Here is a 15,982-nt window from a genome sequence, read left to right as displayed (position 1 = left end):
TTGGCAGTTTACAAATGAACTAATGACAAATGACCAATGACCAATTTACAGTTTGCATTTACTAATTAACCAATGACCAATAAACCAATTTACAGTTGGCAGTTTACAAATGAACTAATGACTAATAAACAATTGACAGTTTGCAATTACTAATGAACCAATGACCAATAAACCAATTTACAGTTGGCAGTTTACAAATGAACTAATGACCAATGAACTAATGACTAATGACCAATTTACAACTTGCAGTTACTAATGACCAATGAACCAATGACGAATAACCAATAACCAGCAAATCTATTTTGAAAGATTCGGATTTGGCGGTTCGGCATTAAGTAGGTGTTTCACAAAGAAATCGCGCTTACGTCTACGCCCATACACACCACCGTCACTGTGCCCCATTCCCGGAATACTTAAAATATCGAAATTTTTATTGGCTTTGATCAGCGCATCAGCAAGCCGGTAGGTCGATTCTGGCGGCACATTTTCATCTGCTTCGCCAACAATCAGAAATAAATTACCCTGTAATTTACCCGCATTTGTAATATTTGATTGTTCTTCATAGTGAGGCCCTACTGGATAGCCCATCCATTGTTCATTCCACCATTGTTTGTCGATGCGGTTATCGTGACAACCACAGGCAGAAACAGCGGCCTTATAAAACTCAGGATGAAACAACAGTGCTCCTGTTGAGCTTTGCCCGCCCGCCGAAGTACCATAAATCCCAACTCTTGAAATATCAGCATTAGGATATTTAACCGCCATGGCTTTCATCCACAATATCCTGTCGGGAAATCCCGCATCAGCTATGTTTTTCCAACATACATCATGAAAAGCTTTAGAGCGGTTGGCAGTACCCATTCCATCAATCTGTACTACAATGAAACCTAATTCTGCAATGCTCTGCATTTCGCTGGCCGGCAGGAAATTTTTAGGTACAAAACTATCATGAGGGCCTGCATAAATATTTTCGATAACCGGGTAAGTTTTGTTCGGGTCCATTTTTGAAGGGAGGCAAACAATGCCCCAGATATCGGTTATGCCATCTCTTCCTTTTGCCACAAACACTTCAGGCAGTTTAACACCTGTTGCCAGATAAGCATCTGTTTTTCCATGCTCTATTTCGTTAATTTTTTTAGTGCTTGACGTTAGCCTCAATTCACTAACAGGCGGTATATTTACCTGAGAGTAGGTATCGATATAATATTTACGATCAGGGGAAAAGCTGAGGTTATGGTTACCTATTTCTGGTGTGAGGTTTACCAGTCCTTTTCCATCAAAGCCAATCCTGTAATAATGGATAAAATATGGATCTTCGTCAGCCTGCATTCCACTGGCCCTGAACCACACCTGGCGTTTTACGATATCTACGCTATCAATATCCCGAACTACATAATTTCCTTTTGTAATTAAGTGCTGCTTTCCGGTTAAGGCATCTACCAAATAAAGATGTCGCCAGCCGTCTTGCTCGCTCGTCCATATTATTTCATTTGTTTTAGGTAAATACCTCGTATAAATGCGGCTTTCGTAAATGAAGGTTTTGGTTTTTTCGTCGATAATGTTTTTAGTTTTCCCTGTTAAAACGTCTACTTCAATTACCCTGAAACGCTGGTGACCACGGTCTACCTTCTCGTAGGTATAATATCTGCTGTTATGCTCGCGCCAATGTAGTTCTGGTGCACCAAAAAAATCGATCGGATCTGCATCTACTTTAATGGCGGTTTTAGTCGCTACATTAAAAACATAAGGCTGATAGGCGGTAAAATCATCACCAGGCTGTGCGTATTCCCTCGATTTTAATTCGCCTCGTGTGGTTCCCGGCACAGCACTTAAAACATAATGTACTTTTTTAAATTCTTTCGGATCGATTTTATAGGCTACAATATTTTTTCCATCAGGCGACCATGCAAACTCGCCATATGGTTTATCGGCATTACCATCGGTAGTCAGTTGGGTTTCTGTCTTTGTAGCTAAATCAATTACAAAAAGGTTGCCGCCGCGGATCAGGATTTCGCTTTTACCATCCGGCGATTTTCTGGATTCCCGGTTTCGTTGCCAGCGCGATCTGCGTTGCTGCAAAGGCCTCCTGGCATTATACCGGAAAATAGTAGTATCGTTTGTATTGGTTAAATTATAATCGTTTAGGTTTAACTCATACCAATTATCCTGTATTTTTAATTTCGCAGTATTGCCCTTATCGGCAAAATAAAGCTCAGAAAGTTGAATTTTTAATGGATTCTGTTTTTTACCGGTGAGCTTTTCGATACGCTGTGCAAGTTTATCATGATCGAACGCGATTTTACGTTTACCTGTTGCAGCTTCTACATTATAATATTCCCATGTTCTGTTGGGAAGATTCTTCTTGTACCAAAATGCAGTACCATCTTTGTTCCAAAAAGGAATTAGCTCGTTGTTGGTTGGAATATTGCGTAAGGCGGTATCCAGTTTCATGGATAACTGGTAAGCATCTGCCACTTCAGCCGCGCTCGGTGCATAGGGCCGCAACCCAGCTTGCTGTGCCAGCACCTGAAAGTAAACAAAACTTAATAAGATGAAGACTATTGATTTTTTAGCGCTTGTATAAATGCTCATTGCAATTTTTTTAGGGTAAATATAGTATTGCGGCCTTGGAGGTTTCCTTTAGATTTTGATCAGTAACATCAATATTTTAACCGTTCGTATCAACTGCATCTTTTACGCTCAGATCCTGGCGGGCTATATTTCCTTTAATCAGGTAATAAACCGGTATGCCTATTAAAGTGATGATTAATCCTGGCCAGGTAAATTTCGGTTTAAATATGATCAGCAGGATACAGAATGCCAGTCCCATTACTATGTAAATGATGGGTAATACCGGATAACCAAAGGCTTTATAAGGCCGGTCGGCATGGGGGCGTTTTCTACGCAAAATATAAATACCAAAGATGGTGAGCATGTAAAACATAACTACCACAAAAGAGATCATATCCAACAGATCGCCATATTTTCCACTAATACACCATAAACAGGCAAAAATGCACTGTATCCATAGTCCAAATCCCGGAACTGCATTTTTGTTAAGCGTACCAACTTTTTTAAAAAAAAGCCCGTCTTTGGCCATTGAGTAATACACCCTTGCACCGGCCATAATTAAGCCGTTGTTACAACCAAAAGTCGAAACCATAATCATTATGGCAATAATGAAAGTACCTGCCGTACCGAAAATATGATTCGCTGCAGAAACCGCCACGCGGTCTTTATCGGCATAAGCAATGTCATGTAGTGAAAGTACACCTGTATACATCACATTGGCAAGAATATATAACACTGTTACAATAATGGTTCCTAAGGCTAAACTTAGCCCAATATTGCGTGCAGGGTTTTTAATTTCGCCGGCAATAAAAGTAACATTGTGCCAGGAATCGCTACTGAATATCGAACCTACCATTGCTGCAGCAATGGCTCCGAAGGCAGCAAAAGTGGTGTAAGAACCAATATTACCATCGGCTGATAGCGGACCTAAAGCCCACATATTTTCCCAATTGCTTTTCCAGATCCCTTTATCTAAAAAGAAAAGTCCGAAAACGATCAGCCCAAATAAACTTAACAACTTAGCCACTGTAAAGGTAGTTTGGATTACTTTACCGCCATTAACCCCTCTGCTGTTGATATAGGTAAGTAAAATAATTACACCAATGGCCAATAGCTGTGCCGGTGAGATGGTGAAAAAACCTAAATCGACGGCAACCAAATCTTCACTTAATTTAGGGACGAGATAAGCCGTAAACTTGGCAAATGCCACCCCCACCGCAGCAATGGTTGCGGTTTGGATTACTGTAAAAAAACTCCAGCCATACAAAAAACTGATCAACGGATTGTATGCTTCCTTTAAATAAATATACTGTCCGCCCGCTTTAGGAAACATGGCGCTTAATTCGCCATAGCTCAATGCAGCAGTAAGTGTCATGAAGCCTGTGATAAGCCAAACCACTAAAAGCCAGCCGGAGCTGCCTACATTACGGGTAATATCGGCACTTACAATAAAAATACCCGAACCGATCATACTTCCGGCTACAAGCATTGTTGCATCCATCAGTTTAAGTGAGGGTTTAAATTGAGTGGTTTCTTTTTCAATCATGTGTTCTGTTGCTTGGTGGTTCAAATGGTTTGGTTGGTTTATTTATTAAGCTGGTCGTAAAAATGCCATGAGGTTGTGAAATCGCGTGTTAAAGGCTGATTGGTTAAAGTAGCCCTGATCATTTCTACAGGAATTAGGTTTTCCTTTATTACGGCATCGTGAAAATCCTTAAAGCTCATCTTGCCACTATCAACCAATTCTTTTTTCAGCGCAAAAAGCTGCAGGCCGCCGGTAAGGTAAGCAACCTGGTACAAAGGGCTGTAATCGCCCTTGAAAGATCTTCGTACTTCTCCTTCGGCATTGGCACGTTCGTGCCCTACACGGTCAACCAGGAAATCGACGCATTGCTGAGGGGTCCATTTACCCAGGTGGAAGTTCAGCGAAAAAAGAATCCTGGCGCAACGGTGCATCCGCCAGAAAAGCATTCCCATTTTTTCTTCGGGAGTTTTGGCAAAACCTTTATCATAGAGCAAAAGTTCCCAATATAACGGCCAGCCTTCTACGCTGAAAGGTGTTTTAAAAAGATCGCGATAGCTTTTATAACGGTTATTGATAAAATACTGGTAGTGATGGCCTGGTAAGAGTTCGTGCTGTACCGTTCCCCTTGAAAAATAAGGATTGTTGCCGCGCATGCTCATTAACTTATCGTCTTCCTCCATGGCATTGGTTGGATAAGAAATGCTGATTTCGCGTCCACCGGTAAAAAACGGGTTCACCAGCTGGCGTTCGGCCGACATCATCACCATGCCCCAGGTTTCTTCTGCGAGTGCCGGAATGCTGATCAGATCGTTGGCTTTTATGAAATTTAAGGCATCATCCTGGAGTTTTACAATCAGCTCTGGCTGTTTACCTAAAGGCACATAACTGTTCTTGATTTTTTCCTGGGCTTTTTTCCAGTCATTTCCAAAACCCATAGCTGCTGATGCTTTCAAAAGCTCTTCATCGCAAAACTTAAATTCTCTTTCGGCAAGCTTGATGAGTTCTTCAGGCGTATAAGGAATAAGTTCCGCATTTAATTGCCTGATCAGCTCTTCTCTTCCGATTGGATTTCCTTTAATTTCTGGCTTAGTTGATTTTACGGGAGCAGCATCGCTATTATCGTTAAAAAGTTTGGCGTAATTGGTTAAAGCGAGGTCTAACCGTTCGTAAGGTTTAGGCACCCACCAGGTGAAACCAGGCTCGTAATCCATATAAAATTGATAAAAACCCTTTAAACGATATTTTAAACTCAAAGTTATGGCCGTTGCCATTTTAAGCTGGTCGGCTTTTAATATCCCTTTTTTGAAATTAAGGTTTAAGGCATCAACCTGCTTCGCAATGTTATCGATCTGCGCAGCCAGTACAGCACCCTCCTGGTACGTCCCCCTTCTTCTTAGTTTTTCGAGCGCATAAATAGAGTCGGCAAAAGTAAAATACTTCGATAGGGCATTATAATCTGCTTCCTCTTTAGCCAAGAGCCAGGCAGAAGATTCTATCTGCTTTTTAAGCAGGATATAATCTACTTTGCCATAAATACTAAAGCGCTCAAACCCGGCCGATTTTAACTTGCTTAAGTAATCGTTGTTGATATCCTGCAGGCGTTTTCTTTGCACCGGACTTTTAAATGTAGCCATCGGGAAAGAATAAGTACCACCTGATGAATACGGATAATAAAAATCGTTAATGGCATCAACATCCCTTTGGTATCCCACTATCAGCGTGCCCATTTCGCTGGTCTGTTCATACAAACTCTGATTCGAAGTTTGCGCAAATACAAAAGCAGCCGGAAACAGGCTTAGCGTGAACAAAAAGACTAAAAAAATTGATTTACTACGCATTGTGTTGGGTTCAGTTTGGCAAATAGCATTTACCTCCATTTGAAAAAATAGCTTGCTTTTTGGTAAAAAATAAAGTGTTTTTGCTTAGGCGCCTACATAGCTCACCCTGCTTACATTATTGTAGGTATCTATATATGCTCTTGGCGATTGCCCGATAATACTTTTAAATACCCGGTTAAAATTGGTAATGCTATTGAAACCCGCCTTATAGGCTACGCCTGAAATGCAATCGGCCTTTTCGCCCGAAATAAGGCTTTTACAGGCATCGTTAATTCTAACTTCATTTAAAAATGACACAAAAGTATGCCCGGTGTGTTTCTTAAAGTACCTGCAGAAGGCCTGAGGGGTCATAAATGCGGCATTGGCCACATCTTCTAAAGAAATCTGGTTATTGTAGTTTTCGGTAATAAAGTTTATGATCTTGCTCAAACGCATGCCTTCATTTTCGGTTACGTTTGAAGAATACATTTCCGAGCACAATGGCTCTACATTCTCATTTAAATCCTGGAGGCTGTTAACCAATTTCAGAAAGTTAAACAGCACATCAACTCCCGATGCTTCATGAACATTAAACATTTTGGTTACCATGTTTTTAGTAAAAGCAGCCGGAATTTTGAAACCATGTTTGTTTTTAGCTAAAAAACTACTGGCCATCTTCATTTCGGGAAGATTAAACAAGGAAGCCAAAATACCATTCGGATTAAAGTAAATGGAGCATGCCTTGATCGTTTTATTGCTGTCAGCAGAGAAATACTCGGGATTGCTTTTAAACAGATGCGGAAGTTTTGCGCCGATTACAAAAATATCGCCCGACCGGAAAGCATGCATATCATTACCTGCAATTAACGTACCCTCTCCCTTTTCTATATAGGTGATCTGCCATTCATCATGGCGGTGCAGGTATTGGTAAAAATAAGGCAATTCAATATGTTCCGATATCACACTCTTGTCATCTGGAACAAGCATGGTAAATGGTAATACTTTCATCGTTCAGTTAGTTAAGTTTGGTTTGTTGATTTCGAATTGAATGTATAAATATTAACTCAAATAAACCAATAAAACTTATATAAGGTTAAAATACTGCTATAATTTGATAAAATATGACAGATTTTGCTGGCGATTTGCTTGCTCACAGATCACTATATATTTAGTTAACACCCTGTAAGGCAACATCTAAATCGATTAATTCGAATTATTATAAAGTCAAATAAGGAGATTTTTGGGCGAAACACCCCGATTTGCTGGTCTGGATTTATAATCCGGCGCAATGTATTGTGGATTTTTAATCCACTGGAAAGAATCAAAAATAGTGAAGTCGGGATTACAAATCCCGACTAACAAGGTGTATTACCTCATTACTGCATAAGGCTCCATTTTCAGATCAGTAGCGATACCTGAAACAATCTGGCTAACCAGTAAACCTGTTGCCGGGCCTAAACTTAAACCCATCATACCGTGTCCGGTAGCGATGATGAGGTTTTCTCTTTTTTCGCTTCGGCCAATGTATGGCAAACCATCGGGCGATGATGGCCGGAAACCATACCAGATATCTTTTTCTGAAGGAACTGCCGGTTTTAAGTCGGGGAAATAGGCCGGAACCGATTCTACGATCCCTTTAACCCTTTCCATATTAATGCGGGTGTTAATCTTATCTAACTCCATGGTACCACCATACCTGATCTGGCCGTTCATTGGCGTTATGGCCACCCTGGCTTCGCAAAGCAGTGCCGGAATGGTTAAACGCTGCTGAGGTTCCGGCTCCATAAAAGAATAACCTTTACCAGGCATTAAAGATATTTTAACCCCGGCCATTTTTGCCACAGCAGGTGACCAAGAACCGGTTGCCAAAACATACTGATCGGCTTCCCAGGCGATATTACCTGTAAAAACCTTTGTAATGCGATTGCCTGCCGTTTCAATTCTATCAACCTCTTTGCCACGTTCTATCTTAACACCATTGTTTACTAAATACTTAAGCAAGGCATCCATCAATTTTGTTGGATAAAGGTGGGCATCGCAGCGGTAATGCACAGCGCCTAAAACATCTAATTTTAAATCGGGTTGTAATGCACGGCATTCATCAGCAGATAGTACCGCCATATCCAGGCCCAGTTCAACTGCTTTTGCGGCCAGGTGCGCTTCTTCTTCTCCTGCTTTTTCTGTTTTATAAAATGCCAGAATACCATTATTCGTCAATTCGAAATCGAAATCAGGCTCCTTTGCCAAACCTTCGTATAGCTTTTTGCTCAGTAACGATAAATCGCGTAGCGGTACTGCCGATTGGCTTACATGTTTTGCCGTGGCATGTGTCATAAACTTCAGCCCCCAGTTAATGAGGTTAACATTTAAAGACGGACGAACATAAAAGGGACTTTTACTGTCGAACATCCAGCGGATTCCTTGTTTTATCATGCCAGGTGCAGCCAAAGGCACAAAATGGCTTGGCACAATCATCCCTGCATTACCAAATGAGCAGTTGTCGGTAATATCTCCTTTATCCAAAATTGTTATTTCGTAGCCCCTTTTCTGCAGGTAATACGCTGAAGTCAGGCCTACAATTCCCCCACCTATAATTAATACTTTCGACATTATTTTAATTTATACTGCTGATATTATTTTAAAACCCTATTAAATCACCTGAAATCCATAAGCATACGGATCATCTTCGGCGTCGATTTTGATGGTATTGTAGCCATAAACTTTTGCCCAGCCCTCTACACTTGGTATTATGGCTTTGATTCCGTTCAGGTCTACAACTTCTTCTACTCTTCCAATAAACTTGCTGCCAATAAAACTTTCATGAACAAAATCCTCTCCCTGTTTTAGTTTCCCTTTAGCAAACCACTGTGCCAGGCGTGCTGAGGTACCCGTTCCGCAAGGCGACCGGTCAATGGCCTTATCGCCATAAAAAACGGCATTCCTGGCAGTTGAATTAGGGTCTATTGTTTTTCCTGTCCACAGTATGTGGCTGCAGCCATTTATGGTAGCATCCTGTGGATGAACAAAAGTATATTGTTCGTTAATTCGCTTTCTGATGGTCTGGCTCCAGGTAACCAGTTGCGCAGCGGTATAGTTTTCAAGACCTGGAAAATTTTCCTGCGGATCTACAATGGCGTAGAAATTTCCACCATAAGCCACATCAAAAGTAAGCGTTCCCAAATCAGGGCACTCTACCTGAAGATTTTCGGCAGCCAGATAAGAAGCTACGTTTTTCAGTTTAACCGATTTAACCTTTTTACCTTCCTGTTTATATTCAATCAATACCAGTCCGGCCGGGGCTTCCATCCTGATTACCCCCGGTATTTTCGGCTGGATGAGCCCTTCTTCAACAGCAATGGTAATGGTACCGATAGTACCGTGACCGCACATTGGGAGGCAGCCACTGGTTTCGATAAACAGTACGGCCACGTCATTAGCCGGATCGTGGGGCGGGTAAAGGATACTGCCAGACATCATGTCGTGTCCGCGTGGTTCGAACATTAAACCGGTTCGAATCCAATCGAATTCTTTCAAAAAATGCTGGCGCTTTTCGCTCATGTTCGAGCCGATAAGCTGAGGTCCGCCACCTGCAACCAACCTAACCGGATTTCCGCAGGTATGTGCGTCTACGCAAAAAAAAGTTTTACTCATGAGATTTCGTTAATTTTTGATTTACCGTTCTGAAAATACCCAATGGATTTCCATCTTTCAATTCATCCGGCAATAATTCCTGTTCCCAATCCTGATAAGCCAATGGTCTTACAAAACGATTGATCGCAGTAGAACCAACCGATGTAAAACGGCTATCGTTGGTAGCAGGAAATGGCCCGCCGTGTTGCATGGCTGCACAAACTTCCACACCTGTAGGCACTCCATTCAGTATGATTCTTCCGGTTTTATCCGTCAGCTTATTCACTAGCGCCTGGTAATGCTGAAGTTCCTGTTTTGCAGCCATTAAGGTTACGGTGAGCTGCCCTTCCAATACTTCGATCGTTTTTTCAAGTTCCGCAACATTGTTGGCTACCACCAATAAAGAATATGGCCCGAAAATTTCTTCACGGAGTTTTGGATTACTGATAAAGTCAGCTGCACTTACCTGAGCAAGCTTGGCTGTTGATTGATTTTTTAATTCCTTATTATTCAGATCAGAAACAGCAATTATCTCTACTCCTTCTTCACCTACAATTTCAGTAGAAAGTTTATCGTAATTACCTGCAATACCCTCGGTTAGCATGGTTGCTGAAGGAACAGCAGCAATTGCTTCACTTAAAACAGCCTTAAAGTTTTCGAGTGCCGGCGATTGAACCGCTAACAGCAAACCCGGATTGGTACAAAACTGTCCCGCACCCAATGTAATGGAAGCAGCATATTTTTTAGCCAGTTCTTCTGCCTGGTTTTCTAAGGCTAGCGGAAGAAAAATTACCGGGTTGATGCTTCCCATTTCTGCAAAAACGGGAATAGGTTGTTCGCGCTGTTGAGCAAGGTTGATCAAAGCCATTCCGCCTTTAAACGAACCCGTAAACGTTACTGCTTTAGTTAAGGGATGCTGAACCAGGCCAGCTCCAATGCTATAACCGTCATCATACAATAAAGAGAAAACGCCCTTGGGCATTCCTGTTTTTTCTGCAGCTTTAACGATGGCAGCACCTACCAAGGCACTGGTTCCATAATGTGCGGGATGAGCTTTAACAATTACCGGGCAACCCGAAGCTAGTGCCGAAGCCGTATCGCCACCTGCAACTGAAAAAGCAAGCGGAAAATTACTCGCACCAAAAACCACTACCGGCCCGATCGGGATCAGCATCCGTCTGATATCAGGCCTTGGCAAAGGTTGCCTGTCAGGCAGCGCAGTATCAATAATGGCATCAACCCACGAACCCTCGGCAACCAGGTTGGCAAACAACCTTAGCTGACCGGTAGTCCGGCCCAGTTCGCCCTGTAAGCGGGCTAAAGGTAAGCCGCTTTCTGCCGAAGCCCTGTTTACCAGTTCTTCGCCAAGATTAGCGATTTCATCGGCTATGGCAGTTAAAAAAGCTGCTTTTAGATCTTTATTCAGGTTTCTATAGCTTTGAAAAGCCAATGTTGCAGATTTTAAGGCTTCATCAACCAAGTGCTCGTCTGCCTTAAAAAAATCGCCATCAAGCGTTAATCCCGTTGCGGGATTAACTGCTTTAAGGCTTCTTCCACTAACTTCTACATAAGTGTTTGCTATAATATTTTTCCCGTTCATATTTGGTTTTTAAACTATTTGCCCCAGCTACCTTCAGGTAATTCCGGACGAACAGCCAATGCATCGTTAATGATTTTTAACACTTTCTCTCTTTCTGCGCCACTTACCGGTAAACGCGGTGCACGAACGGCTTCTGTACCCAATCCGGTGGCTACCTCTGCAAGCTTAATGTACTGCACCAATTTAGGGTGAATATCCAGTTCCAATACCGGCAAGAACCAACGGTAAATTTCCAATGCTTCTGCAATGCGGTTTTGTTTAACCAATCTGAAAATGGCTACGGTTTCTTTAGGAAAAGCATCAACCAAACCTGCAACCCATCCATGTGCCCCCATTACCAGACTTTCCATGGCTAATGGATCTACACCGGTAAAGATTTTGAAACGGTCGCCAAAACGGTTGATCAAACGGGTTACATTTGAAACATCCCTGGTCGATTCTTTTATCGCCTGTATATTATCGTATTTGGTTAAAACCTCAAACATATCTAAGGTTACTTCGATTTTATAATCAACAGGGTTGTTGTAAATCATAATTGGCAGGCTCGTACTTTCTGCAATTGCGCCAAAAAAAGCCAAAGTTTCGTCTGGAGCCGCATTATAACGCATAGGTGGCAATAACATTAAACCTTGTGCACCCAACGATTCGGCTTTTTTAGCTACTTCAATAGCTTTTTTTGTGGTTGATTCTGCTATGTTCAGTAAAACCGGTACCCGGCCATTTACCAGGGTTAAGGTATGCGATAACAGACCAAACTTCTCTTCATCGCTTAGTACACTGGCTTCGCCAAGCGATCCACCTAAAATAATCCCTTCGGCACCTGCTTCTAATTGCGCTTCGATATTTAAATCGAAAGCCGGAAAATCTAACTCATCGTTTGCTGTAAATTTTGTAGTTACAGCAGGGAAAACCCCGGTCCATTTAATACTCATTTAATCTTATAATTTTAATATGATGATTGATATGCTTTTTTAAGTTAATTATCCAAAATACCCTTAATTTGGATTTATATCTAACAAACCTGTTAAATGCATGTTCAAATTTAGGTGATAAGCACAAGCTAATGTTATTGTATTTTAACCAATACCGACCGAAAATGCACCAGTTGAAAAACAATGAAATATGCCGCTAACCGGTATATTATGCCGCCTGAACGCACAAAAAAACAAGGCTATAACCTAGTGCTGCACGGAAATTGCACTATTAAGTAAAGACCTTAAAGGCAATTAGATAAGTGCTCCTAACGGTAAACTCTATTTTGTATTTTCTACCTTTAGGTAATACATAAATTCGATACCGGTCTTTGTAAATAAAGCCTCCTGCCCTTTCGCTAAAATAACCTGTTGCCAGCTTTGCGAAGGTATAATTTTAATCGTTTTGATGGCCTCCTTTTTTAAAGTTAATGGCAGATTAAATCCTTTAATGCAATCATGGTAACGGTAAAATGCTTTTCCATCTTTAAGGTAATATTGGAATACAGGTATTTGGGTGGTGCGAAGGTATTGGTCAAAAACCTTCGAAAAATCGTATCCTGCTTTTTTGGAAATGTAACTTTCTATCTGTTGGGTCGTTACAGTTTGATGATAAAAAGTTTGGTTAAGGCCGCGAAGTATCGACCTGAACAATGCATCGTTATTTAAACTGTGCCTGATGGCATGCAACATGTTCCCACCCTTAGGGTACATATCACCACTGCCCTGTGCATTTACGCCGTAGTCAGGGATAATAGGCGTATCATTTTTAATACCTTTCCTAATTCCAAAATTGTATTCATTCCCGGCATGGCTACCAAAAATATAATCTACAAAAAGTGTTTCGCTGTAATTGGTGAATCCTTCGTGCACCCACATATCGGCCAAATCGTTGGTAGTAATGTTATTGCCAAACCATTCGTGCCCACTTTCGTGAATAATGATAAAATCCCACTTCAAACCCCAGCCATTGCCAGACATATCCCTACCTCTATAACCAAACTTATAACCGTTGCCATAAGACACTGCCGATTGATGTTCCATTCCGGTATGCGAAGCATCAATCAACTGATAGCCATCTTCGTAAAAAGGATAAGGGCCAAACCAATATTCCATGCTTTTCATCATTTTATGTACCTGATCGGGCATATAGGTTTTCGCCTTGGGGTAATTGTAATCAAGCACCCAATAATTCACATCAAGTGCACCTTTTTCTCCTGCATATTTCTCCTTAAAATTAACGTACTTACCTATATACGGGATAATACAATAATTACTGATCGGATTTTTAACATTGTACTGATAGGTTGTGGTACCATCGTGGTTATCTTTTTTAAATACCAGGCGCCCGTTACCTACGGCTATCAAAGTATCCGGAACGGTCATGGTTAAAGAAGCGCCCCTATCAGGCTCATCACTTTGATGGTCTTTATTTGGGTACCATACTGAAGCCCCCAAACCCTGGCAGGCAACTGTCATCCACGGACGTGCGAGCGAATCGGTAGTAAAAATAAAACCACCATCCCAAGGGGCCCTTTTGGCCTGGTGTACTTTTCCATGGTAAAAAATATTTACGTTGTTGTGCGCAGCTAATTTTTGCGCCGGAACATGTACATACCAAACACTGCCAACATGCTCAAATTTTAACTTGTTGGTTCCGTTATATAAAACGCTGTCAATAATCAACGGCTCCTGCAAATCAATCTGCATACGCGTATTACCGTTATTATGCTGCACAACTTTGTATACAATTTTATTTGAGCCTGTTATACTTTTATCATTATAATCGGGCTTAACTGAAAGTTCATAGCGCTGTACATCCCACCAGGTACGTTCGGTATTTAAGCTTCCCCTTAAGGTATCGGCTAAAGTGTAAACCTTTTTTGGCGACTGCGCAAAAAGTACCGGGCTGGATAGTGCAAAACTGACTATTAAGGATATACGTATTAATTTTTTCATATCTTTTTGCGGGTTATCTTATTGTAACGGTCTGCTAATAATTGGAAAAGCAGTTTTAGTTTTTCATCGGTTATGGCAGTCCTGCTATCCCTCCTGCTCCGATGAAGAATCGGGAGCATCCGTTCTATCAGGTTTATTTAACGTCTGCTTGTGCTAAACACTCCGTTTCCCGTTCTGTGCTTTAGGCCAGGGTTTTTAGCCCTGACAGCAGCGGGCATCCCGATTTTCCATCGGGATAAAGCGGATGGCAGGAACTTCCTTTAAAAAGAGCGATAGACCCTGCGCTTCAAAATAAAAAAACAAGCTGTTACAACAAAAGCCGCCCTTACTAATAAGCTTCGCTTCTGATCGCTTCAATTTCTTCCGTACTTAAGGCCAAATGTTTTCCCAGCATCCGGCTTCCGTTCTCAGTAACCAAAAAATCGTCTTCAACCCTGATTCCGCTAAAGTTTCTGAACTGCTCCAATTTATCGTAGTTAATAAATTCAGCAAACTGGTTAGCAGCTTTCCAACGGTCTATCAGTTCAGGGATGATATAGACACCTGGTTCTACCGTTAATACATAACCTTCTTCGAGTGCTTTACCCAGCCTTAACGATTTCAATCCAAACTGGGTGGTATTTTTAGTCAGTTCATCGGTATAACCTACGTATTGCTCGCCTAAATCTTCCATGTCATGTACATCCAATCCCATCATATGCCCTGTGCCACATTGAAAGAACATCGCATGTGCACCAGCCTGCACAGCGTCATCTATATTGCCTTTCATCAGGCCTATATCTTTTAAGCCCTGTGCCAGCACTTTACATGCAGTTAAATGCACATCTAAATACCTGACACCCGGTGCCAGCAGGTTTTTAGCCTGGGTATAGGCGTTAAGCACGATATCATAAACGTCTTTTTGTTCGGCACTAAATTTCTTACCTACCGGAAAAGTACGGGTAAGATCGCCGGCATAGCCCAAGGCAGTCTCAACACCGGAGTCGTTTAAAACCAACTGACCATCCCGGAGCTGGTTACCATGGTAATGGTTGTGCAAAATTTCGCCGCGAACCGTCAAAATAACCGGATAGGCCAGGTTACCGCCAGAAGCTAATGCTGCACCCTGAATTTTAGCGGCAAGTTCGCGTTCATATATTCCTGGTTTTGCCTGCTGCATCACCATTAAATGAATATCGGCAGATATCACTGCTGCACGGTCTAACTCTTCAATTTCTTCTGCTGATTTAACCGAGCGCTGTGCAACCACAGCCTTAATAAAATCAAGCGATGCTTTTTCTTTAAGCTGATCGATTGGCAGGTAAAGCCAACTGGCCAATTTAATTTTATTCTCAGCACGGTAAGGGGGCAGGAAATGAATCTGACGCTTTTTATCCAGGTATCGCTTTAAATAAGTATCTAATTCTGCTAAAGGCAAAACTTTGGTGAGGCCGGCATCCAGGCTTTTCTCTTCAAGCGTTTTCTGCCTGCCCATCCACACAATATCATCAATCCCCATTTCATCACCGAAAAGGATTATCTGATCTTCATCCAGGTCGATAATAGCCGCTAACGATGGCTCACTGATCCCAAAATAATATAAAAAGGTACTATCCTGCCTAAAATGGTAAGCATTGTCCTTATAATTCATCGGACTCTCTTCATTACCTAAAAAGAGTAATATTCCCGAATTTATCTTTGATTTTAACGCGGCTCTTCTTTGGATGTAAACTTTCTTTTCAAACATATCTTTTCTGTTAGGCAAATATCTCAAAAGCTAATTTTATTCAATAACAATTAAATGCAATGGCTAAAATATGAGGGGTATCTGCAAATAATAAGTCATGCATCTGGCATAAAAATCACAATAAATTTCATCTTAACGAAAAAGAAAGGTAAAATCTGCACAATAACGGCAAATTATCGGGTT

At 41.5% G+C, this 15,982-nt stretch carries 10 protein-coding genes; all 10 read right to left on the bottom strand.

Annotation, left to right across the window (positions count from 1 at the left end; all coding sequences use genetic code 11):
• Positions 1-297 precede the first annotated feature (297 nt).
• The 10 genes from ACFSR6_RS03160 to ACFSR6_RS03115 all read right to left on the bottom strand — a co-directional run bounded on the left by ACFSR6_RS03160 (position 298) and on the right by ACFSR6_RS03115 (position 15,799).
• Positions 298-2,592 (bottom strand): S9 family peptidase, encoded by a 2,295-nt coding sequence (locus tag ACFSR6_RS03160; protein ID WP_379074811.1) that lies wholly within the window; start codon positions 2,590-2,592, stop codon positions 298-300.
• Positions 2,593-2,668: 76 nt separating this feature from the next.
• Positions 2,669-4,117, bottom strand: coding sequence for an APC family permease (locus tag ACFSR6_RS03155; RefSeq protein WP_379074809.1), 1,449 nt, complete (start codon positions 4,115-4,117; stop codon positions 2,669-2,671).
• 38 nt (positions 4,118-4,155) lie between these two features.
• Positions 4,156-5,934 carry a DUF885 family protein gene (locus ACFSR6_RS03150; RefSeq protein ID WP_379074807.1) on the bottom strand — a complete coding sequence of 593 codons (1,779 nt, stop codon included), beginning with the start codon at positions 5,932-5,934 and terminating at the stop codon, positions 4,156-4,158.
• Between the two features lie 84 nt (positions 5,935-6,018).
• The gene (locus ACFSR6_RS03145; protein ID WP_183764368.1) at positions 6,019-6,921 is read right to left on the bottom strand and encodes an AraC family transcriptional regulator; all 903 of its coding nucleotides are present in this window, start codon (positions 6,919-6,921) and stop codon (positions 6,019-6,021) included.
• A 360-nt stretch (positions 6,922-7,281) separates the two neighbouring features.
• Positions 7,282-8,523: an NAD(P)/FAD-dependent oxidoreductase gene (locus ACFSR6_RS03140; protein WP_379074804.1), complete on the bottom strand. Its 1,242-nt coding sequence runs from the start codon at positions 8,521-8,523 to the stop codon at positions 7,282-7,284.
• 39 nt (positions 8,524-8,562) lie between these two features.
• The gene (locus ACFSR6_RS03135; protein ID WP_379074801.1) at positions 8,563-9,564 is read right to left on the bottom strand and encodes a 4-hydroxyproline epimerase; all 1,002 of its coding nucleotides are present in this window, start codon (positions 9,562-9,564) and stop codon (positions 8,563-8,565) included.
• On the bottom strand, positions 9,557-11,143 hold the full coding sequence (locus tag ACFSR6_RS03130) for an aldehyde dehydrogenase (NADP(+)) (RefSeq protein WP_379074797.1): 1,587 nt from the start codon (positions 11,141-11,143) through the stop codon (positions 9,557-9,559). The genes ACFSR6_RS03135 and ACFSR6_RS03130 overlap by 8 nt, the downstream gene beginning before the upstream one ends.
• Positions 11,144-11,157: 14 nt before the next feature.
• Positions 11,158-12,075 (bottom strand): dihydrodipicolinate synthase family protein, encoded by a 918-nt coding sequence (locus tag ACFSR6_RS03125; RefSeq protein WP_379074794.1) that lies wholly within the window; start codon positions 12,073-12,075, stop codon positions 11,158-11,160.
• A gap of 321 nt (positions 12,076-12,396) precedes the next feature.
• The gene (locus ACFSR6_RS03120; protein ID WP_379074791.1) at positions 12,397-14,073 is read right to left on the bottom strand and encodes a M1 family metallopeptidase; all 1,677 of its coding nucleotides are present in this window, start codon (positions 14,071-14,073) and stop codon (positions 12,397-12,399) included.
• A gap of 328 nt (positions 14,074-14,401) precedes the next feature.
• On the bottom strand, positions 14,402-15,799 hold the full coding sequence (locus ACFSR6_RS03115) for an aminopeptidase P family protein (protein WP_379074788.1): 1,398 nt from the start codon (positions 15,797-15,799) through the stop codon (positions 14,402-14,404).
• Positions 15,800-15,982 lie beyond the last annotated feature (183 nt).

Origin of the sequence: Pedobacter vanadiisoli (assembly GCF_042684385.1) — a bacterium.
GTDB classification, from domain to species: Bacteria; Bacteroidota; Bacteroidia; order Sphingobacteriales; family Sphingobacteriaceae; genus Pedobacter; species Pedobacter vanadiisoli.
This window is presented reverse-complemented; position numbering and strand designations above follow the sequence as displayed.